This window comes from Serratia oryzae (assembly GCF_001976145.1).
GTDB lineage: Bacteria > Pseudomonadota > Gammaproteobacteria > Enterobacterales > Enterobacteriaceae > Chania > Chania oryzae.
Window position 1 is genome coordinate 201,407 of the sequence record NZ_MOXD01000005.1, and the last position, 23,345, is coordinate 224,751.

General features: G+C 52.3%; 15 protein-coding genes. 5 read left to right on the forward strand and 10 right to left on the reverse strand.

All coding sequences use genetic code 11. The features are described from left to right. The first annotated feature begins 199 nt into the window (after nucleotides 1–199). Nucleotides 200–1,606, forward strand: coding sequence for a 2-oxoadipate dioxygenase/decarboxylase HglS (hglS, locus tag BMI79_RS11260; RefSeq protein ID WP_076942232.1), 1,407 nt, complete (start codon nucleotides 200–202; stop codon nucleotides 1,604–1,606). A 1-nt stretch (nucleotide 1,607) separates the two neighbouring features. On the opposite strand, the gene lpxK is transcribed toward hglS, so the two are convergent. The 9 genes from lpxK to ansB all read right to left on the reverse strand — a co-directional run bounded on the left by lpxK (nucleotide 1,608) and on the right by ansB (nucleotide 13,925). Continuing rightward, nucleotides 1,608–2,585, reverse strand: a complete 978-nt coding sequence (gene lpxK, locus BMI79_RS11265; protein WP_076942233.1) for a tetraacyldisaccharide 4'-kinase — start codon at nucleotides 2,583–2,585, stop codon at nucleotides 1,608–1,610. Continuing rightward, nucleotides 2,585–4,333, reverse strand: a complete 1,749-nt coding sequence (msbA, locus tag BMI79_RS11270; RefSeq protein WP_076942234.1) for a lipid A ABC transporter ATP-binding protein/permease MsbA — start codon at nucleotides 4,331–4,333, stop codon at nucleotides 2,585–2,587. Before msbA ends, lpxK begins: the two co-directional genes overlap by 1 nt. Nucleotides 4,334–4,368: 35 nt before the next feature. Beyond that, nucleotides 4,369–6,651, reverse strand: a complete 2,283-nt coding sequence (locus BMI79_RS11275; protein WP_076942235.1) for a ComEC family protein — start codon at nucleotides 6,649–6,651, stop codon at nucleotides 4,369–4,371. 246 nt (nucleotides 6,652–6,897) lie between these two features. Continuing rightward, nucleotides 6,898–7,182, reverse strand: coding sequence for an integration host factor subunit beta (gene ihfB / locus BMI79_RS11280; protein WP_004928264.1), 285 nt, complete (start codon nucleotides 7,180–7,182; stop codon nucleotides 6,898–6,900). 62 nt (nucleotides 7,183–7,244) lie between these two features. Then, nucleotides 7,245–8,921 (reverse strand): 30S ribosomal protein S1, encoded by a 1,677-nt coding sequence (gene rpsA / locus BMI79_RS11285; RefSeq protein ID WP_076942236.1) that lies wholly within the window; start codon nucleotides 8,919–8,921, stop codon nucleotides 7,245–7,247. 193 nt (nucleotides 8,922–9,114) lie between these two features. Then, entirely contained in the window at nucleotides 9,115–9,804 is a 690-nt protein-coding gene (gene cmk / locus BMI79_RS11290; RefSeq protein WP_076942237.1) for a (d)CMP kinase, read from the reverse strand. Nucleotides 9,805–10,112: 308 nt separating this feature from the next. Next, nucleotides 10,113–11,399 carry a 3-phosphoshikimate 1-carboxyvinyltransferase gene (gene aroA, locus BMI79_RS11295; RefSeq protein WP_076942238.1) on the reverse strand — a complete coding sequence of 429 codons (1,287 nt, stop codon included), beginning with the start codon at nucleotides 11,397–11,399 and terminating at the stop codon, nucleotides 10,113–10,115. Nucleotides 11,400–11,508: 109 nt separating this feature from the next. Beyond that, nucleotides 11,509–12,594 carry a 3-phosphoserine/phosphohydroxythreonine transaminase gene (gene serC / locus BMI79_RS11300; RefSeq protein ID WP_076942239.1) on the reverse strand — a complete coding sequence of 362 codons (1,086 nt, stop codon included), beginning with the start codon at nucleotides 12,592–12,594 and terminating at the stop codon, nucleotides 11,509–11,511. A gap of 284 nt (nucleotides 12,595–12,878) precedes the next feature. Further along, entirely contained in the window at nucleotides 12,879–13,925 is a 1,047-nt protein-coding gene (ansB, locus tag BMI79_RS11305; protein ID WP_076942240.1) for an L-asparaginase 2, read from the reverse strand. A gap of 149 nt (nucleotides 13,926–14,074) precedes the next feature. Between ansB and ycaO the strand changes: the two genes are divergently transcribed. From ycaO to pflA, 4 genes are all read left to right on the forward strand, one after another. After that, complete coding sequence (gene ycaO, locus BMI79_RS11310) at nucleotides 14,075–15,832, forward strand: 30S ribosomal protein S12 methylthiotransferase accessory factor YcaO (protein WP_076942241.1); 1,758 nt, start codon at nucleotides 14,075–14,077, stop codon at nucleotides 15,830–15,832. 572 nt (nucleotides 15,833–16,404) lie between these two features. Then, entirely contained in the window at nucleotides 16,405–17,265 is an 861-nt protein-coding gene (focA, locus tag BMI79_RS11320) for a formate transporter FocA (protein WP_076942243.1), read from the forward strand. A gap of 60 nt (nucleotides 17,266–17,325) precedes the next feature. Beyond that, a complete protein-coding gene (gene pflB / locus BMI79_RS11325) occupies nucleotides 17,326–19,608 on the forward strand; it encodes a formate C-acetyltransferase (protein WP_076942244.1) in 2,283 nt (760 codons plus the stop codon). A 322-nt stretch (nucleotides 19,609–19,930) separates the two neighbouring features. Further along, nucleotides 19,931–20,671: a pyruvate formate lyase 1-activating protein gene (gene pflA / locus BMI79_RS11330; RefSeq protein WP_076942245.1), complete on the forward strand. Its 741-nt coding sequence runs from the start codon at nucleotides 19,931–19,933 to the stop codon at nucleotides 20,669–20,671. Nucleotides 20,672–20,743: 72 nt separating this feature from the next. Here the strand turns inward: pflA and BMI79_RS11335 are convergent, their stop codons facing one another. Further along, nucleotides 20,744–23,338: a fimbria/pilus outer membrane usher protein gene (locus BMI79_RS11335; protein ID WP_076942246.1), complete on the reverse strand. Its 2,595-nt coding sequence runs from the start codon at nucleotides 23,336–23,338 to the stop codon at nucleotides 20,744–20,746. Between the last annotated feature and the right edge of the window lie 7 nt (nucleotides 23,339–23,345).

A 23,345-nucleotide genomic window follows, 5' to 3' on the forward strand; every position in this document is an offset into this window, starting at 1 on the left:
AACAAGGTAAGTGCCCCTCCATACCCTTCATACTTCACGTTGCTTGGGTATTGGCCGCGCACCGTCCCCCCAGTCACAGAGTGGACTATGCTCCTGGGGCCTTCGCTGCTTGCCGCCTACAAACAACTCGAATTATTTTGGGTATAACCAATAGTAAACCACATTGTTCAGGCTTTAACTTATCGAAGGAGTTATGCGCATGACTGCCCAGCAGTTCGTCTCATCGAATGAGATCCGTGCCAGATTTTCCAAGGCAATGTCGATCATGTATCAAAAAGAAGTGCCATTGTATGGCGCACTGGTCGAACTCGTAGCAGAGACTAATCGGCAAGTTCTGAGTGAAGACGCCATACTGGCCAACCAGTTACAAATCACTGGGGAAATCAATCGCCTGGCTATGGAGCGTCATGGCGCTATCCGCGTAGGTACGGCGGAAGAGCTGAAGACATTACGGCGTCTGTTTGCGGTTATGGGGATGTCCCCCGTGGGTTACTATGACCTTGCCGTTGCCGGTGTGCCTGTTCACTCAACCGCGTTTCGTGCCGTGCATGAAACTGCACTGCAGCTTAGCCCATTTCGGGTATTTACCTCGTTGTTACGGCTGGAACTGATCGAGAATGCGCAGCTACGTGAGTTGGCTCAACAGTTGTTAGCCCGCCGCCGTATTTTTACTGAGCGCGCGTTGGAGTTGATTACGCTACATGAGGCGCAAGGCGGTTTGGATGAAGAGCAGGCACAAGAATTTATTGTACAAGCGCTAGAAACCTTCCGCTGGCACAGTCAGGCGACGGTAAGCGCCGATGAATATCAGCAGTTACACGATCAACACCGCCTGATCGCCGACGTAGTCGCTTTCAAAGGCCCACACATCAATCATCTGACGCCGCGTACGTTGGATATCGATCGTGTGCAACTGGCGATGCCACAGCGCGGCATTACTCCAAAAGCGGTGATTGAAGGCCCGCCACCACGCAACTGCCCTATTCTGCTGCGCCAGACCAGTTTCAAGGCGTTAGAAGAAGATGTTGCCTTTATTGAACATGATGGCCACGAAGTCGCCGGGCATCATACAGCACGCTTTGGTGAAATTGAGCAGCGAGGAATTGCGCTTACCCCAAAAGGGCGCGCGCTTTACGATCGGCTGTTACAGGCTACTCACGATGCATTGCAAGCTCCTGCCACTGAAAAGAATGCGGTGCAATACAATCAATTACTGGCTGAGCATTTTCAGGCATTTCCCGATGATTATGCTGCACTGCGCGAGCAACGCTTGGCATGGTTCCGTTATTTCCCGACAGAATGCGGCCTGGCCGCTAAAGAGACTCTGGATAAGAACAGCTCTCTGGAGCAGCTTATCGCGCTTGATTACGTCCGCTTCCAACCCTTGGTTTATGAGGATTTTCTGCCGGTCAGTGCTGCTGGCATTTTCCAGTCCAACCTTGGTGATAGCCACCATACGCAATACGGCACGGCATCAAGCCGCACCACATTTGAACAGGCATTAGGCGCAGAAGTGATTGATGAGTTAGAACTGTATCAGCAGACGCAACAGCGTTCGTTACAGACCTGTGCGGAAGCATTAGGAGTATACAAACTGGAAGCCTGAGTTACTTGAGCCGTTTCTCAATATCCTGCAATAACCGTTCAGCCTGATCGGCAGGAAGTACCGCATCAACCGGTAAATACCACCAGTCAGGTTGGGCAAAAGCCCGGCATTTCACCGCATCTTTTTCCGTCATCAACAGCGTTTGCCCTTTTTTCGTCAGCGCCGCTAATTGTGCATGGGTGTAATCCTGATGATCGGCAAAGGGGACTTCGCCTTCAACGTCAACATCCAGTTTTTCCAGCGTGGCGAAAAAGCGTGGCGGATGACCAATCCCTGCCATTGCCACCACATGCGACAGCTCAGTGACGGGGCTGCGCTCACCACTTGCCACGTTCACCGCATCCTGCGCTTGCAGTTTCATGGCGATTTCACCCGGCTGCGCGACACCGCCATTGGCAACGCAGGCATCCACCGTATTCAAGCGGGCAGCGCGTTCACGCATCGGCCCTGCCGGTAACCACCAACCATTGCCAAAGCGGCGAACTCCGTCAATCACCACCAGCTCAAAATCACGCTGCAACGCATAGTGCTGCAGGCCATCGTCGGTAATCACTACGTCAAGCGCGCCCTGTTGCAGCAAGGCCTGCACCGCTTCAGCGCGTTTAGGGGAGATCGCCACCGGCGCGCCCGTACGCTGGTAGATCAGCACCGGTTCATCACCCGCCTGCTGCGTCGTGGTTTGAGCGTTCAGCACCAAAGGATATACCGCTGACTTACCGCCATACCCTCTGGAAACCACCCCCACACGATAACCTCGCTGCTGAAGATGCTCCACCAGCCAGATCACCATCGGGGTTTTGCCGTTGCCGCCAGCCGTCAGGTTCCCCACCACCACTATCGGCACCGGGGCACGCCAGCTTTTACGCCACCCCATGCGATAACTGAGCCGAATAACGCCGCTGACCAGGCCATACAACCAGGAAAGTGGCAGTAACAGCAGATAAATCGGTGAGCTACCGGACCAGATACGATCTATCATTACTGACCAAACTGCATGCGGTGAAGCTGAGCGTAAACACCTCGCCGTTCGATCAGTGCCGCGTGCTTGCCACGCTCGACGATCTGACCATCCTCAACAACCAGGATTTCGTCCGCTTTCTCGATGGTAGACAGACGGTGTGCAATCACCAGCGAGGTACGGTTCTTCTGCAATTCATCCAATGCTGCCTGGATGGCGCGCTCGGATTCAGTGTCCAGCGCGGAGGTGGCTTCATCAAGGATCAGAATTGGGCAATCACGCAGTAACGCGCGAGCAATAGCGATACGCTGACGCTGCCCACCGGAGAGCATCACGCCATTCTCACCAATAACCGTATCCAGGCCATTTTCCATTTTGTCGATAAAGTCCATGGCATAAGCCATGCGTGCGGCTTTCTCGATCTCTTCACGGCTGTAACGCTGCTCACGCGCATAGGCGATATTGTTAGCAATGGTATCGTTGAACAGATGGACATTCTGCGACACCAGCGCCACCTGATCGCGCAATGAGGCCAAGGTATATTCGCGCAGGTCATGACCGTCCATCAGGATTTCGCCTTGCTGAACGTCATAAAAACGCGTCAACAGGTTGGCAATGGTTGACTTGCCTGAGCCAGAACGCCCAACCAATGCCACCGTTTTCCCTTCAGCGATGCTCAGGTTGATATCGCGCAGCGCCGGAATGTCGCGCCCGGGGTAACAGAAGGTCACGTTACGGAATTCGATATCCCCTTTAGCACGTGCTACCTGGCGAGTACCGGTATCCTTTTCCTGCTCCATATCCAGAATCGAGAACAGGGTCTGGCATGCTGCCATACCGCGCTGGAACTGGGCGTTAACGTTGGTCAACGATTTCAGCGGGCGCATCAAGGCGATCATTGATGAGAACACCACGGTAATGGTCCCGGCAGTCAACGTCTCCATCACGCTCGGGAAGCTGGCGGCAAACAGGACAAACGCCAAGGCCAGCGAGGCGATCAACTGAATGATCGGATCAGAAATAGAGGAAGCAGAAACCAGCTTCATCCCCTGCTGACGCATGCGGTTGCTGACAGAGTTAAAACGCTCAGTCTCTACCTGCTGGCCACCAAAGATCAGAACCTCTTTGTGCCCTTTCAGCATTTGCTCGGCGCTGGTGGTCACCTGCCCCATGGTGTTCTGCATGTTCTTGCTGATATTACGGAAGCGTTTAGACACCATACGGATGGCAAAAGACACTATCGGTGCCAATACGATCAGAATGACCGAAAGCTGCCAACTGTAATAGAACATCATGATGAACAGGCCGATAATCGACGCCCCTTCACGCACAACGGTCACCAGTGCGCTGGAAGATGACGAGGCGACCTGTTCAGAATCATAGGTGATACGTGACAACAAAGTGCCGGTCGATTGCTGGTCAAAAAATGCCACCGGCATTCTCATCATATGGCCGAATAAGCGACGGCGCATATGCATCACCACCATGCCCGACACCCATGAAATGCAATAGCTGGAAATAAAGCTGGTCACGCCACGCATCAGCATCAGGCCAATAACAACCAGAGGCATCCAGACTAAAACGCGACTGTCGGTTTTACCAAAACCATCATCCAAAAGCGGCTTGAGCAAGGACAACATCAAGGTGTCCCCGGCTGCGTTTAAAATCAACGCAATGGCTGCCACTATCAGCCCGGTTTTAAAAGGAGTGATCATCGGCCAGAGGCGACGGAATGTCTGCCAAGTGGAGAGATCTTTATCATTCATCATGCAGATACCAGCATCGGAAGAAATAGCGGCCCATTCTACTCATTATCATCCTCTACGCCAAACCGCTGATGATACCAACGAGGCATTAATTGCTCACGAAAACCTTTAATTTGCCAGTTATTGTCGAAAAATAGCACACTCAACTGCCCTGAGTGTGCCGTATCTCGCCACACAATATTGTTCTGACGGTAGCGTTTGATGATTTTTTCCGCAGGTAACCGCCAGGCGTTATAGCGCGAAGCAGACGCGACAGCCAGTTGCGGAGCCACCGCTCGCAAAAACGCAGGGGATGAGGAGGTCTTGCTACCATGATGCGGCACTTGCAAAATAGTAGCAGGCAAAGCCGAACGCTGTTTGAGTAATTCCTGTTCCCCACGCAGTTCCAAATCGCCCGTCAGCAGAATGCTGTATTTGCCATCATCGACCCGAACAATGCAGGAGTCGTTATTATTTGCATGCTTTTTCTGCTGCGGTGGCCACAGCACCTGAAAAAGTAACCCATTCCACTGCCAGCGCTGCCCTTGGATACAAGATAAATGGCCCTGATGGATTAATGGCGAACGAACGCTGGCATGCGGGAATGTAGTCTGTAGTACCGATAACCCCCCCATATGGTCCTGATGACTGTGGCTAATAATGATCTGCTCCACAAGAATCTGTCGCCAGCGCAAATAAGGCAGAATAAAGCGTTCTGCCGCGCTAGTTTTCTCCCACGCATCTCCGCTGTCATAAATAACAGCCTTGCCTCCACGCTCAATGAGCACAGCCAAGCCATGACCAACATCGATCATATCTACCCGCCAGCGATAATCTGGTTGCCGCTCACGCCACAAGAGGCCGCACAGCAACACGGCCACGCACCCCGCAGGATAACGGTTCCACCAGTGAAAACGCCAACAGGCAACCGTCAACCAACCGATGGCGCTGAACTGCATCAACGTAGCCCCCACTTGTACCCACCCGCTCTGCAACCAGGGCAGAGGCCAGAGTGCCCAATCGATAGTGATATTAGCCAGCCACCATAAAAAGGTACTCAGTACTGGAATAAAACTGAACATCAAGGCCAGCAGAATCAGTGGAACAGACAGTAAGGAAATAATCGGCACAGCCCACAAATTAGCTGGCAGCGAAGTCCAGGTGACACCGTGAAAAAGGCCGAACTGTAACGGCAACAACAGCAGCGTCATACCTAATTGAATATGCAACCAACGCAGCGGTGCCCAAAACCAAGGTGAATTAAAACGCTGGAGCAAAGGTGCCCATTCGAACCAGAAGATCAATGCCGCAACCGCCAGCACGGAAAGCCAGAAACTGTCTGATAACACCGCCAGAGGATCGCTTAACAAAATCAGACAAATACACCACAACAATATTTGCCAAGAAGAACAGGTAGCACCATGCAGGCGCAGCATTAACCATAAAGATAATGCGATAGCCGTTCGCTGTGCTGGGGGCTGAGCCCCGGCTAGCCAAACATAGATCAGCATAGCAACCCAGCTAATCAGTAAAGGCAGGCGATAGCCGATATTGTGTGCGAGGAGCGGGTACTGTACCAAACGCACCAGACCCCACAGTAGGATTGCAGACATGGAAATATGCAGGCCAGAAATCGCCATTAAATGTGCGATCCCGGTTTTAATAAACAGATCGCGAGTTTCATGGCTGATTAATGCCCGCTCGCCAAACGCCAGAGCCAGTAAAATGTCGCGGTGTGGCAATGCACCTATTTGCTCATCTGCCCGGCTGATAACCTGCTGCCGCCAGCCACAACGCCCATCAATGATCTTTGCCGACTTAATATAGCCACTGAGCGGTTGTCGGTTAGCAAAAGCCCAGCGCTGACTATCAAATCCTCCCTCATTCAAGCTGCTGTGTATCGGCCGAAATCGTACCTTCATTGCTAACCGCTGGCCTGCACACAGAGTTTCTCCCTGCCAATTGGCAGTAAAAAAGAGCGCTGGGAATAATATGCTCCCTTTAACCTGCTCAATGCGTAAAAGCACTTTCGGCATTCCCATTCCCTCCAGCTTTACGCTATTTACCGAGGCGACAATCTCAACATCTTTGCTGTCCGTCAGCAGCGTCATTTGCTTTACCATGCCATTGGCGCTGAAAGCAGCAAAAACAAACCCGAGCAATAGCCAAGCAAGCCACTGACACCACTGCCGCTGCGTTTGCCGCCACAGCAACAATGCCAGAACAGCGAGTGCGATCAGCAACTGCGAAGACGGCAACTGCGGTAAAAAAAGCAGAGGCAACATCCCCAGTACCAACGCTATTGCTGCAATATCAATTGAAGTCCTGATAGCTATCCCCATTCGCCAGCGTAGCCCTAGGCTAGAGGTTAATTATTTGGTGAATAACCGCCAGCAGCAGATATCAAGGCGTGGAAACAGCACGTAATTTATTGCTTTCAAGCATTGCATTTACAAGTTTGCTTGATGTTAGATCGCAATTTGGATGAATCAGAGAGGGGGAAATAAGGGGTATACCATAAAAAAACGGCACCCTTAAGGCACCGTTTCATATTCTTTACAAGCAACAACGCTATGGGCGGTCAGAGACTAACCATAGATATTGGCGCGGTCACGCAACTCTTTACCTGGTTTGAAGTGAGGAACGTACTTGCCGTCCAACTCAACTTTGTCACCCGTTTTAGGGTTACGACCAACGCGCGGAGCACGGTAGTGAAGAGAAAAACTGCCGAATCCGCGGATCTCAATGCGTTCACCCTCGGCTAACGTAGCAGCCATGTGTTCAAGCATCTCTTTCACGGCATCCTCAACGGCTTTCGCCGGAATATGAGATTGCTGGCCAGCAAGTCTTTCAATAAGTTCAGACTTGGTCATAGTACCTCCAAGCTTTGCAGCTAAACTACCGTATCGGGGCGGCCAGAAACCGCCCCCCGTCATTACTCGCCTTTAGCCGCTTTGAAAGCTTCAGCCATAGCGTTAGAGAAGTTGCTTTCTTCCGGTTTGCTGTTGTTAACCGTAGCAATAGCATCTTTCTCGTCAGCTTCGTCCTTCGCACGTACGGACAGGCTTACAACGCGGTTCTTACGGTCAACACCGGTGAACTTAGCTTCAACTTCATCACCAACGTTCAGAACCAGAGTTGCATCTTCAATGCGGTCGCGAGAGGCTTCAGATGCACGCAGGTAACCTTCTACGCCGCCTGCTAATTCAACTGTAGCACCTTTGGCGTCAACTGCAGTGACTTTACCCGTAACAATAGTACCTTTCTTGTTCATAGACAGGTAGTTATTGAACGGATCTTCAGCCAGTTGCTTCACGCCCAAGGAGATACGCTCGCGCTCTGCGTCAACCTGCAGAACAACCGCTGCGATTTCGTCGCCTTTCTTGTATTCACGTACTGCTTCTTCGCCTGCAACGTTCCAGGAGATGTCAGAGAGGTGAACCAGGCCGTCGATGCCGCCGTCCAGGCCGATGAAGATACCGAAGTCAGTGATAGACTTGATTTTACCTTCAACGCGGTCGCCCTTGTTGTGGGTTTCTGCAAACTGCTGCCATGGGTTGTTTTTGCACTGCTTCAGACCCAGGGAAATACGACGACGTTCTTCATCGATGTCCAGAACCATCACTTCCACTACATCGCCCACGTTAACAACTTTGGACGGATGAATGTTTTTGTTGGTCCAATCCATTTCAGAAACGTGCACCAGGCCTTCAACGCCTTCTTCGATTTCTACGAAGCAGCCGTAATCAGTCAGGTTGGTTACACGACCAGTCAGCTTGGTGCCTTCTGGGTAACGTTTAGCGATAGCGACCCATGGATCTTCGCCCAGTTGCTTCAGGCCCAGAGAAACACGAGTACGTTCGCGGTCGAACTTCAGCACTTTAACAGTGATTTCGTCGCCCACATTGACGATTTCGCTTGGATGCTTAACGCGTTTCCAAGCCATGTCAGTGATGTGCAGCAGGCCGTCAACGCCGCCCAGATCAACGAATGCACCGTAGTCAGTGAGGTTCTTAACGATACCTTTAACTTCCATGCCTTCCTGCAGGTTTTCCAGCAGTTGATCGCGCTCTGCGCTGTTCTCGGACTCGATGACTGCACGACGAGAAACAACAACGTTGTTGCGCTTCTGATCCAGCTTGATGACTTTGAACTCAAGCTCTTTGCCTTCCAGGTGCAGAGTGTCGCGAACCGGACGCACGTCAACCAGTGAACCTGGCAGGAACGCACGAATACCGTTCAGCTCTACAGTGAAGCCACCCTTCACTTTGCCGTTGATGATACCGACGACAGTTTCAGCTTCTTCGTAAGCTTTTTCCAGCGTGATCCAAGCTTCGTGGCGCTTAGCCTTCTCACGGGACAGCAGAGTTTCACCGAAGCCATCTTCAACAGCGTCCAGCGCAACGTCAACTTCGTCACCCACCTGGATTTCCAGTTCGCCCTGTGCGTTTTTGAATTGCTCAGCCGGAATGGCAGATTCAGATTTCAGACCGGCGTCAACCAGTACGACATCTTTATCGATAGCAACAACAACGCCACGAACGATGGAACCCGGACGGGTTTCGATTGTTTTCAGGGATTCTTCAAAGAGTTGAGCGAAAGATTCAGTCATGTTGTTAATCTTCAGGGTTCTTTAGTTTAACGTCCATTTAGCATCCCGCCGAATGGGGTTGTTTCACATACCCCGCCATTGGCTCCATGCCGACAGGGTTTAGGTTACAGGGGCAAAATTTTACCCGATATATTCAGATACTGCTATGCAATGCGATGACAAATAGGACAAAAAACTAATAACGCCGCCGCGCTTATTGCTGCGGCAACGCTAAAACTTCATGTGCATATGCCAACGCCCGCTGGATGACTTCGTCGATCGACATGCTGGTAGAGTCCAGCACCAGAGCATCGAGAGCAGGCACCAGTGGCGCAATAGCCCGATTACGGTCACGGTCATCCCGCTCCTTTATCTCGGCTAAAAGACGTTCAAAGTTAACATTAAAGCCCTTTTCCTGCAACTGTAGCATGCGGCGATGCGCACGCTCCTCAGCGCTGGCGTCAAGGAAAATTTTAACGGGAGCATCAGGGAACACCACGGTCCCCATGTCTCGGCCATCAGCAATCAGGCCGGGCATGTCGCGGAATGCGCGCTGGCGGCGCAGCAAGGCTTCACGCACGCGAGGAAAGGCCGCCGCCTGCGAAGCCGTGTTACCGACCGTTTCGGTACGGATTTCATTGCTGACATCCTCACCTTCCAAAATAACCTGCAGCTTGCCATCCAGAGCCACAAAACGGACGTCGAGATGTGCGGCTAAGGGAACCAGCGCCTCTTCAGAGGTGATATCCACCTGATGATGCAGCGCTGCTAGAGCCAAAACACGGTAAATCGCGCCAGAATCCAGCAAACGCCAACCAAGGGACTCGGCCAGTGCTTTGCACAGCGTGCCTTTACCTGCACCACTGGGCCCATCAACGGTTATCACCGGGGCTATAGCCGTCATTTCTCTCTCCTTCAGGTAGAAAACCTCTTCGGGATGCGCCTGCCAGTGGCAGAGGGTAAAACATCCCTGCTATCTGCCCACTCAAGGGCGGATTCGGTGGCGTATTATACGCGTGTAGACAATTTACTGTTACCCCAGAACGGTCTGGTTGTTGAAAATAGGGCCAATGGGCGCGAAAAGCTTAATTAAGGCGTGGCACCTGAGCCGCTCCTGTCTTGACACTCATGGGATAATCACCAACAGATACCGTCAGCCGCAGAGCACAAAAAAGGCCCAATCATGGGCCTTGAACACCACGTTTTCAGCGCTTAAGCCAACTGACTGATGCGTGCAAATTGTTCAAAATAATCTGGGAACGTTTTCGCCGTACACTTCGGATCAAGGATAGTGACTGGCGTATCGGACAAGGCGACCAGAGAAAAACACATTGCCATCCGGTGATCGTTATAGGTACCGATCTCAGCGAACCGCAGTTTACTCGGTGGCACAACGTGAATGTAATCCTCACCCTCCTCAACTTCGGCACCAACTTTACGCAACTCGGTGGCCATCGCCGCCAAACGATCGGTCTCTTTCACACGCCAATTGTAGATATTGCGGATGGTGGTTGGCCCAGAGGCAAACAGTGCGGTAGTGGCAATAGTCATCGCCGCATCCGGAATATGGTTCATGTCCATATCAATGCCGTGCAATTCGCCGCGGCTGCATTCGATAAAATCATCGCCCCAGGTCACGTGTGCGCCCATTCTTTCCAGCACGTCAGCAAACTTGGTATCACCCTGTACGCTTTTTTTACCGATACCCGTTACACGTACTTTGCCGCCCTTAATTGCGGCCGCCGCCAGGAAATAAGAGGCAGAAGAAGCATCCCCTTCCACCAGATAATCCCCCGGCGAACGATAGGTCTGCTGACCACGAATATGGAACACGCGATAATTGTCATGCGTCACTTCAACACCGAAGGTTTTCATCAGATGCAGCGTGATATCGATATAAGGCTTGGAAACCAGCTCACCTTTAATATGGATAGCGGTATCCTGCTGGGCCAAAGGTGCCATCATCAGTAATGCGGTCAAGAACTGGCTGGAAACGCTGCCATCAACGCTAACGTCACCACCGCAGAAACCACCGCGCAGGCGCACCGGCGGGTAGTCGGTCTGTTCCAGGTAGTCGATCTGGGCTCCCCCCTGGCGTAACGCATCCACCAGATGGCCGATCGGGCGCTCTTTCATGCGCGCTTCACCGGTCAATACCACATCACCGGCGCCCAAACACATCGCTGCCGCCAGAGGGCGCATTGCCGTACCCGCATTGCCAAGGAACAACTCCAAAGGCTGCCTGGCCACCAGCGGACCAGCCACACCTTCAACGCTGCAGGTTGTACGATCGTCAGACAGTTGATAACTGACCCCTAACGCCTGTAAGGCATTCAACATATGGCGCACATCATCACTATCCAGCAGATTGGTAAGCCGGGTCGTCCCCTGGGCCAACGCAGCCAGCAGCAGAGCACGATTAGAAACGCTCTTGGAGCCGGGTAAATTGACGGTGCCATCGATCAAAGCCACCGGTTGTAACGTCAGGGAATCCACCATGTGAATAAAATTCTCCAGAATCTGATAAACGAAACGGCTCCGGGGATAAGGCCGGAGCCGCTTGAAGCAACTGAGTGACATGTTACCTGCTCAACGCAGGCAACGGCAATCAGCCATGGCGACGTTCAAAGTCGACCATAAAATCGGTCAGGGTTTTCACCCCAATCAGCGGCATCGCATTGTAGATAGACGCACGCATCCCCCCCACCACGCGGTGCCCCTTCAGGGCCTGCAGGCCAATGGCTTCTGCTTCGCTGAGGAAGACTTTGTCCAGCGCCGGATCGGCAAGCTGGAACGGCACGTTCATCCAAGAACGGTTGGCGAGCGCGACTTGGCTGCGGTAAAAATCGGATTTATCAATGGTGGAATACAGCAGTTCGGCTTTCGCCTGATTGCGTTTTTGCATTTCCACCAGGCCACCTTGCTCTTTCAGCCATTTGAAAACTAGGCCGGAAAGATACCAGGCAAAGGTTGGTGGAGTATTGAACATTGAGCCATTCTCTGCCAGCACGGTGTAGTCGAGGATCGAAGGCACTTCGCGGCGTGCTTTACCCAGCAGATCATCACGCACGATCACCAGCGTCAAACCTGCAGGGCCGATGTTTTTCTGTGCGCCTGCGTAGATCATGCCAAAACGGCTGACATCTATCGGGCGAGAAAGGATGGTCGAGGAGTAATCGCCAATAACAACTTTATCGCCGAAATCGGGCATTTCATCGATCGCCACGCCGTCGATGGTTTCATTCGGGCAATAGTGCACATATGCCGCATTATCGCTCAACTGCCACTCTTTCATCGGCTTGATGCCGTTTAAACCATCCACGGTAGTTTTTACATCGATCGCCTTCGGCTCACAGTATTTCTTCGCTTCGAGAATAGCACTGTGCGCCCAATAGCCACCGTCGATATAGTCAGCGGTGGTATGATCACCCAGCAGGTTCAGCGGCAGCGCGGCGAATTGTGCACGGGCACCACCGTGGCAGAACAGCACTTTATAGTTGGCGGGGACTTTCAGCAGATCGCGCAGATCTTGTTCGGACTGTTCGGCAACTGCAATGAATTCTTTACTGCGATGGCTGATTTCCATCACTGAAGTCCCCAGGCCGTGCCAGTTACACAGTTCCTGTTCTGCACGACGCAACACTTCAACCGGCAGCATCGCCGGGCCAGAGCTAAAATTATAAACCTGAGTCATTTCCCCTCACCACATTCACTGTTCGCCGCAGAGATCGGCCTGTCGAAATACGCCCGAGGTTAACGTTAATGTTAACCAACCCCATCGGTTTTATCACTCACGTAACGCTCCTGCAATGCTTATTCGCCCAATAGCGGGAAACGGCTTGGAGCATCAGTAACAGGCTCTGCCAATCCAGGGTTTCTTTCTGTGATAAAACACTGAGATACGGGCTGTTCACCTGGGTTAACGTGAGGTTTTATGCTGAATTATGGGGGCTTCAGGCCCCCATTGGTAAACAGTGATCAATACTGATTAAACATCGCCTGGATCTGTTTGGCGTCTTTGGTTTGCGTAAGAGCCAGTTGCAGCAAAATTCTCGCTTTCTGCGGATTCAGCGTGCCTGAAGCCACAAAACCGAATTTAACATCATCCACTTCCGCATCTTCGGTTGTAGAGCCGGTTGGAACACGTGAAGAACGCACTACCGCCACCCCTTGCTGCGCAGCCGTAGCCAGCGTATCAAACACGGTTTTGTACAGGTTGCCATTGCCGACACCGGCGCTGACGATGCCCTGGTATCCTTCCGCGATCAACGCTTTGGCTGGCGCATCTGAAGCGTTAGCGTAGTTATAGATGATGCCGACTTTTGGCAGTTCGTTCATTTTACTGACGTCGAACGGCGTCTCCGTGGTGTGTTTACGCTGCGGTGAACGTTGATAATCCACCTTACCGTTATGGATGTACCCCAACGGGCCAAAGTTCGGTGACTGGAAGGTTTGCACAGCGGTCGTGTTAGTTTTGGTCACATCGCGGCCATCCAGCACGGTGTCATTCATGGCCACCAGCACACCACGCTTGGCCGACTGCGGGTCTGCGGCCACCACAACGGCATTGTACAGATTGAACGGGCCATCGGCGCTCATGGCGGTTGCCGGGCGCATAGCACCGACAATCACCACCGGCTTGTCACATTTGACCGTCAGATCGAGGAAATAGGCGGTTTCTTCCAGCGTATCGGTGCCATGCGTGATCACGAAGCCGTCGGTTTTGCCACAATCGGCATTAATTTTCTTTACCAGCTTGAGCCATACGTCATCATTCATATCCTGCGAGCCAATATTCACCACCTGCTCGCCCTGCACATTAGCCACATTTTTCAGCTCTGGCACCGCCTTGACCAAGGCTTCTACCCCCAATTTACCGGCAGTATAGTTAGACTGCGTGGCTGACTCCCCTCCACCCGCGATGGTGCCACCGGTCGCCAGCAGCGTGATCGAGGGTAAAGCCAAGGCGGAACCACTCGCTCCGGCAAGTAAAAGTGCCAGCACACTGAGTTTCACTGATTTCATTACGTTTCTCCACGATTGATAACTTGCTGAATTATGGACTTTATCCCTGTAAAAACTGTGATATTTGCACAACTTTAGGAATACGTGGAGCTTAAAGGGAAAACCCCGTATCATTGCGCGTTTTTAGTACGCCCAAATAAGTGAAGACAATGACGCAAACTTTTATTCCTGGCAAAGATGCTGCGCTGGAAGACTCCATCGCCCGTTTTCAGCAGAAATTAACCGACCTGGGGTTCAATATCGAAGAGGCCTCCTGGCTGAATCCGGTCCCGCACGTCTGGTCGGTGCATATTCGCGATCGCGATTGCCCGCTGTGCTTTACCAACGGTAAAGGTGCCAGCAAAAAAGCGGCGTTGGCATCTGCGCTGGGCGAGTATTTCGAGCGCCTGTCCACCAACTATTTCTTTGCCGATTTCTATCTGGGTAAACAGATTGCCGAAGGCGACTTTGTACACTATCCGAACGAGAAATGGTTCCCGATCCCGGCAGACAACAGCTTGCCACAGGGGATCCTCGATGAACGTCTGCACGCCTTCTATGATCCGGAACAAGAGTTGAGCGCCAGCGATCTCATCGATCTGCAATCGGGTAACGGTGAGCGTGGCATCTGTGCCCTGCCGTTCTCCCGGCAGTCTGACCAGCAAACCGTTTATATTCCGATGAATATCATTGGCAACCTGTATGTGTCCAACGGTATGTCCGCCGGTAACACCGCTAACGAAGCGCGGGTGCAAGGCCTTTCTGAGGTATTTGAACGTTATGTAAAAAACCGCATCATTGCCGAATCCATCAGCCTGCCGGAGATCCCGGCCGACGTGCTGAACCGCTACCCCGGCGTGGTTGAAGCTATCGCCAAACTGGAGGCCGAAGGTTTCCCGATCCTCTCTTACGATGCCTCATTGGGCGGCAATTATCCGGTGATCTGCGTGGTGCTGTTCAATCCAGCCAACGGCACCTGTTTTGCCTCGTTCGGTGCTCACCCTGATTTCGGCGTGGCGCTGGAACGCACCGTGACGGAACTGCTGCAAGGCCGTAGCCTGAAAGATCTGGACGTGTTTACCGCGCCCACCTTCGATGATGAAGAAGTGGCCGAACATGCCAACCTAGAAACTCATTTCATCGATTCCAGCGGTCTGATCTCCTGGGATATGTTCAAACAGGATGCCGACTACCCGTTTGTTGACTGGAGCTTCAGCGGCAGCACGCAGGAAGAGTTCGCTACCTTGATGAGCATCTTCGATAAAGAAGGCGCTGAAGTGTACATCGCAGATTACGAGCACTTGGACGTTTATGCCTGCCGCATCATCGTACCGGGGATGTCGGATATTTATCCGGCAGAAGATCTGCTGTTGGCCAATAACAACATGGGCGCACACCTGCGTGAAACGCTGCTGCAGTTGCCAGGCAGCGAATGGGAGCCAGAAGCGTATCTGGCGCTGATTCAGCAACTGGATGACGAAGGCCTGGATGATTTTACCCGCGTACGCGAACTGCTGGGTATCGCCTCTGGTAAAGATAACGCCTGGTATACCCTGCGCGTGGGTGAACTGAAGTCGATGCTGGCCTTGGCGGGTGGCGATCTCGAACAAGCGCTGATCTGGGCAGAATGGACGCAGGAGTTTAATGCATCGATCTTTACCCCAGAACGCAGCAACTACTATCGTTGTCTGCAAACGCTGCTGCTGTTGGCATTGGAACCAGAACGCGATCCGGCTCAATATCACACTGCGTTTGTGAAGATGTACGGTCAGGACGCGGTCGATGCCGCTTCGGCCGCGCTGAGCGGTGAAGAGCGCTTCAACGGTTTGTTTGCCATCGACGACGACTTGAAAGCGTTACCGGCTCATCAGGCACTGCTGGCAGCTTACGAAAAGCTGCAAAAAGCGAAGCGCCGCCACTGGGCATAAGATGTTAGCACGCCGGCAGATCACTGCCGGCGTGATTATCTCCCGCCTTCATTTCCCGGTCAGTTTTGAGCGTTAATTACGCTACATCACAGTTTATTGACTTCGCTTAATGGGCACTTTTCAGGGAATTGACATATACCCGTCATACTTCAAGTTGCTTGGGTGTTGGCTGCCTTCGTTCACCCCAGTCACTTACTTAAGTAAGCTCCTGGGGCTTCACTCCGTTGCCGCCTACAAGCAACTCGAATTATTTTGGGTATATAATTTTATGATTGTTGCGCAAAGGTAAAATAATAATTAATCATAAATTAAGCGTTATTTATAAAAAATAGACAATAAATACAAAAAATTAACTCTGAAGCGGCGGTAAATCGTTATAGTTTCAAAATTTTTTGCAAAGATTAAAAATTATTTTCTTTTTGCAAATCAATAAATTAACTACATTAACCCTGTTAAATTTGCGGTTTTTTGCCCTTCTACTTCCCCGCGCCATGATCCAAGTCAATTTTTACCCTATACTGCTTTGCTAGTATCTCATTGCATTGTCTTAACCCTTAAAAGTGAGAGTTAGTGTGAGAGCTGACAACCCCTTCGATATGCTGTTACCTGCCGCAATGGCGAAAATCGCCGAAGATGCGGGGGTATATAAAGCCACCAAGCATCCGCTGAAGACCTTTTATTTGGCGATCACTGCCGGTGTGTTCATTTCTATCGCCTTTGTTTTCTATATCACCGCCACCACCGGTACCACTGCCGTTCCTTTTGGCTTGGCCAAACTGGTGGGGGGGATTTGCTTCTCCATGGGGTTAATGCTGGTTGTGGTCTGCGGTGCAGACCTGTTCACTTCCACCGTACTGACCGTGGTTGCCAAAGCCAGTGGGCGCATCACCTGGCAGCAATTAGCGATCAACTGGCTGAATGTTTATGTTGGCAACCTGTTCGGCGCGCTGATTTTTGTCACCCTGATCTGGTTCTCTGGCCAATATATGGCAGCCAATGGCCTGTGGGGCCTGAATGTTTTGCAAACCGCCGACCATAAACTGCATCACACTTTTGTTGAAGCCGTATGCCTCGGCATTCTGGCTAACCTGATGGTCTGTCTGGCCGTCTGGATGAGCTACTCCGGCCGTAGTCTGATGGACAAGATGTTCGCCATGATCCTGCCGGTAGCCATGTTTGTTGCCAGCGGTTTCGAACACAGCATCGCCAATATGTTTATGATCCCTATGGGTATTGTGGTCAAACACTTTGCCGCGCCAGAGTTTTGGCAAGCCGTAGGGGTCGCTCCTGAGCAATTTGCTCATCTGACCGTAAGCAACTTCATCATCGACAACCTGATTCCCGTTACCATTGGCAACATCATTGGTGGTGGTCTGCTGGTTGGGTTGACTTATTGGGTAATTTATCTGCGTGATGGCGATCAGAAGCACTGATTCTGTTGGCTGGCGCGCGCCGGGTTTACAAAGAAATCCACATTAGAAGGTAGGTGTATAATGACCGAACTCAACGAGAAGTTAGCTAACGCTTGGCAAGGTTTCAGCGAAGGTGACTGGCAGAAAGAAGTCAACGTGCGTGACTTTATCCAGAAAAACTACACTCCTTACGAGGGTGATGAATCCTTCCTGGCTGGCGCAAGTCAGGCGACTACCACCCTGTGGGATAAGGTTATGGAAGGGATCAAACTGGAGAACCGCACCCATGCGCCAGTTGATTTCGATACCAACGTTGTATCTACCGTAACTTCTCATGATGCGGGCTATATCGATAAAGATCTGGAAACCATCGTCGGTTTGCAGACTGATGCCCCTCTGAAACGCGCGCTGATCCCCTTCGGTGGCATCAAGATGGTTGAAGGTTCATGCAAAGTTTATGGCCGTGAACTGGATCCACAAATCAAAAAAGTGTTCACCGAATACCGTAAAACCCATAACCAGGGCGTATTCGATGTTTACACCAAAGACATCCTGAACTGCCGTAAATCTGGCGTGCTGACTGGCCTGCCAGATGCTTATGGCCGTGGCCGTATCATCGGTGACTACCGCCGCGTTGCGCTGTACGGCATCGACTTCCTGATGGCCGACAAGCTGAACCAATTCAAATCGCTGCAGAGCCGTCTGGAAAAAGGCGAAGACCTGGAAATGACCATCCAGCTGCGCGAAGAGATTGCTGAACAACACCGCGCACTGGGCCAGATGAAAGAAATGGCGGCCAAATACGGCTATGACATTTCTGCTCCAGCGAAAACCGCACAAGAAGCCGTACAGTGGACCTACTTCGGCTATCTGGCCGCAGTGAAATCCCAGAACGGTGCCGCCATGTCCTTTGGCCGCGTATCCACCTTCCTGGATATCTTCATCGAGCGCGACATCAAGGCCGGTAAACTGAGCGAAGCACAGGCTCAGGAACTGATCGATCACCTGGTGATGAAACTGCGTATGGTGCGCTTCCTGCGTACCCCAGAATACGATGAGCTGTTCTCCGGCGACCCAATCTGGGCAACTGAATCCCTGGCGGGTATGGGCGTTGATGGCCGTACGCTGGTAACCAAAAACAGCTTCCGTTTCCTGAACACCCTGTACACCATGGGGCCGTCACCAGAACCGAACATGACCATTCTGTGGTCTGAAAAACTGCCGTTGAACTTCAAAAAGTTCGCCGCGAAAGTGTCTATCGATACCTCTTCCCTGCAGTATGAAAATGACGATCTGATGCGCCCAGACTTCAACAACGATGACTACGCCATCGCCTGTTGCGTCAGCCCAATGGTGGTCGGTAAGCAAATGCAGTTCTTTGGTGCGCGTGCCAACCTGGCGAAAACCATGTTGTACGCCATCAACGGCGGCGTTGATGAAAAACTGAAAATCCAGGTTGGCCCGAAAGAAGCGCCAATGATGGACGACGTGCTGGACTATGACAAAGTCATGGATCGCATGGACCACTTTATGGACTGGCTGGCCATGCAGTATGTGACCTCGCTGAATATCATTCACTACATGCATGACAAATACAGCTATGAAGCTGCCCTGATGGCACTGCATGACCGTGACGTTTATCGCACCATGGCGTGTGGTATCGCTGGCCTGTCTGTGGCCGCCGACTCCCTGTCTGCCATCAAGTACGCCAAAGTCACCACCATTCGTGACGAAGACGGCCTGGCGGTCGACTTCAAGATCGAAGGCGAATATCCACAGTTCGGCAACAACGACTCGCGCGTTGATGACATCGCTTGCGATCTGGTAGAACGTTTCATGAAGAAAATTCAGAAACTGCGTACCTACCGTAATGCGGTGCCCACTCAGTCAGTGCTGACCATCACCTCAAACGTGGTTTATGGTAAGAAAACCGGTAACACCCCAGATGGCCGCCGTGCAGGTGCTCCATTCGGCCCGGGTGCTAACCCAATGCATGGCCGCGATCAGAAAGGGGCTGTTGCTTCCCTGACTTCCGTCGCCAAGCTGCCGTTTGCCTACGCGAAAGATGGTATCTCTTACACCTTCTCCATCGTGCCTAACGCGCTGGGTAAAGATGATGATGTGCGTAAGGCCAACCTGGCAGGCCTGATGGACGGTTACTTCCACCACGAAGCCTCTATCGAAGGCGGTCAGCATCTGAACGTTAACGTGATGAACCGTGAAATGCTGCTGGACGCGATGGAACACCCTGAGAAATATCCTCAGTTGACCATCCGCGTTTCCGGTTATGCGGTGCGCTTCAACTCGCTGACGAAAGAGCAGCAACAAGACGTGATTACCCGTACTTTCACTCAGTCGATGTAATTTACGCTGCCAGTGGTCGGGTCACACCGCCCACTGGAAAAAATACCAAGGCCGGATATTCCGGCCTTTTTAATACTCAACGTTACACGAGTCTGTTTTGCCAGATAGCTAGATCCCATAAGTCTCAAGCCGCTTGCTGGCGGAAGGGGTTATAATGAATGGATATCCGGCAAAACAGTTACCCGGCAAGTAACCGACCAACAGGAATCGTTTCACTCCGGCGCCGGGCCTTGCTCTGTTGCCGCATCGCTGATACCTGTCTGGTGGTTACCAGCCTAATTTTAGACTGCGTTTGACAGTCAATTTTGGAGAGAACCCCGCAATGTCGTTAAAAGGCCGCATCCACTCTTTCGAATCCTGTGGCACCGTCGATGGCCCTGGTATCCGCTTTATTGTTTTCTTCCAGGGTTGCCTGATGCGTTGCCTGTATTGCCACAACCGCGATACCTGGGACACGCACGGCGGAAAAGAAGTGACCGTAGAAGAACTGATGAAAGATACCGTCGCTTATCGTCATTTTATGAACGCTTCCGGCGGCGGTGTGACTGCCTCCGGCGGCGAAGCCATTTTACAGGCGGAGTTTGTCCGTGACTGGTTCCGCGCCTGCCACCAGGAAGGCATCAGCACCTGCCTGGACACCAACGGTTTTGTACGCCGTTACGATCCGGTGATCGATGAACTGCTGGATGCTACCGACCTGGTGATGCTCGATCTAAAGCAGATGAACGATGATATTCATCAGAATCTGGTGGGCGTTTCCAACCATCGCACGCTGGAGTTCGCCCGCTATCTGGCCAAGCGCAATCAACGTACCTGGATCCGTTACGTGGTAGTTCCAGGCTGGTCAGACGATGATCAATCCGCACACATGCTCGGTGAGTTCACCAAAGAGATGAGCAATATCGAGAAGATCGAGTTGCTGCCTTACCATGAGTTAGGCAAGCATAAATGGGTGGCGATGGGGGAAGAATACAAGCTCGATGGCGTTCATCCGCCGAAAGCCGACACCATGGATCGCGTGAAAGGGATCCTGGAAAGCTACGGCCATAAAGTGATCTATTAATCCCCCTGAACGGCTACGTTCCTTTGAGCAAAACCGCCAACGCCATGGTAACCATGGCGATTTGGCTTGGTGTCACGGCTTACCGCAGGGCAACTCCAGACGATGCAGCGATTGTTTCATATCCTGACCGCGTAAGTCATAGCTCAGGAGACACTGCTCACCGGCGGAATCTCCCCACCTCACCTGCAATTGCCCCTGCATCCCACTCGCGCGAACATAGACCTGGTTCCCCTGGCCGACCAAACCAACAACGGTGTTATTGCTGTCATAAACATTACTGCCCAGCGGTAATCCGCCATTCGGCTCATCCCGAACCTTAATTAGCAAAGCATAACCTTCCAGCGTGTTAAAGCGCACTTTGACGACTGAGCCAGCATAAGGTGCCACTCGCTGCTGGTTCTCGGTGAGTTCAGCACTCCAATTCTCGATGCCCTGAGCGTTCAGGCTGATATCGTTATAACGATAAGGCACCAATGATGGAATGATGGCATAACCAAAGCGATTCACTTTCGCCCCGGTTCCGTTCATCACCTCAGCCCCTTTTACCCCTTTAGCCTCAATGAGGCCAAAGGTATCCCCCAAGTAAGGCCCAAATGTTACACCACCACCGTGCAACACCACGGCCCCCCGAGCAGTGGCTCCACCTTGGGTATAATTTCTGCCTTGCGAAAAACTGCCCCCCAGCGTAACCGTGGGCAGTTGCTTAGTCACGTTTACCCCCGCGCTGGCTCCCTCACCGCCGGAATTGAAAGCACCATTAATGCTGTAGCTAAGACTGCGGTTTTCCCCGAGAGTGCCAGCCAGTGCGGTCTGGTAGTTCGTATTACCACCGGTTTCACGGGTGACACCCGCAGAGATAAGCGGCGAACGTGGCCCGGTTCCCCAGGGAAATGAGAACGAAAACATAATAATGTTCTGCGTACGCCCGGTGTTCACCTCTTCTTCTGCCACCAGCCCTGTAGGAGTGCGCCCCGTCTGCTGGCGGCCAAGCGACAGGTTGTAGCTAACACCTTTATAACTGTGCGAATACGCCATCTGATACTGAGTATCTCGCCCACGGCCACCATGATAGGTGCTAGTTGAGCCGGAGAAATAGATCTGACCATACTCCCCCAGGCTTTGGCTAACGGTGACAATCAACTGGTTACTCTGCTGATAGGTGTTAGATAACCACAACTCATTGCTATCCTTGGCTTCGCGCAAACCTAACACATCGCTCAGATCGCGATAGCCCTGGGTAGAGTACCGGTAGCCCGCCAGCGCCAGCGTGGTGGCTGTTGGTGTGAAAGTACGGCTATAAGTCGCCCCGACACGCCACCCATCAAGATTCTTTCCCCACATATCTGCCCGTGAATAGGTTGCATTCACCCCCAAGGCACCGAACTTGCTGGCTAGCACAGCACCACCCAGCAGCGCCTGATAGCCGTCAGAAACGCGGATACCCGTATTGGCGGTAATGGCGTTGGTTAAGCCAGCCTGATAGGTGAGATCGGTGAACAATGCATCGCTGTTACCAATATTACGCACTTGCCCGGCAGAAAAGCTCAGGCGCGAATGCCCAGGACGCATTGAATCAGACACAGCAGAAAACGGTACGGTAAAGGAAGAGATGCGGCCATCGGCCTCCTGCACTTCCACCACCAGGTCGCCCTGGAAACTGGTGGGATACAGATCGTCAATAACAAATGCCCCAGGTGCCACCGTGGTCTGATAAATCTGCACTCCCGACTGCCGCACGCTGACTTTGGCCGTCGTCGCCGCCACCCCGCGGATGGTGGGCGCGTAGCCACGTTGCGATTCTGGCAGCATGCGCTCGTCAGTTTCCAATTGGATACCGCGAAAACCCAGGCTACTGAAGAGGCTACCCGCGGTAAAGCTATCACCCAGCGTCAATTGGCTGCCGATCGACGGCAGTGGGCGCTGCACATAATTACGGACTGAGTTCCATCGGCTGTTACTCGGGCTGGAGTCGCTGTTATAACGGGTAAACGTGGATTGCTGACGAAACTGCCACAACCCCAGATTAAGGCCAGAGTTTAGCCCAAAGTAAGTGGATTCTGCGGTATTACCGGAAGCCTGTGTCCGATAATAGTTGGTGTCGTAATTGGCAAACGCCACGGTTTCACCGGCCGAGAGATCGCTGGCAGAAACTGCACCACGGGCCTGACGTTGCATCAAGGCTTGTGGCACAAACAGGTCAAGACGCAGCCGGGCAAAATCAAAACGGCTGGAGGCCCCGTCAACCTGCTCGTCTAAACTCAAGCACGGTGATTCATCTTCAGCTTTTGCTTTGATGGCAGCCGGTAAAATACCGGCATCAAGCAAGCTTTCTCGTGACAAACAGGCAGCAACCACACCTCTCTCACCGGCGGCAAACGCCAGCGATTGCCGGGAAAGGAAATCACCGTTGATAAAGATATCAACTTGATAATTACCAGGTTCTACCGTGTTAGCCTGGTTAAACCGCGCAATACTTTTTTGTTCCTTGGCGCTGCCGACCAGCATGCTGTCATCAAATTCAAACGTATTATTGTTCACATCGGCATAAGCCTGCGGAAACAGCAACCATAGCAACACCCCAAGCACCTTTGCGCGCGTAACGATCACTGGTAGGTTGTCAACCTCAGCCATCCGCTGGTAAGCGTTTGAAGTGATTTTTATATGCATTCTTTCA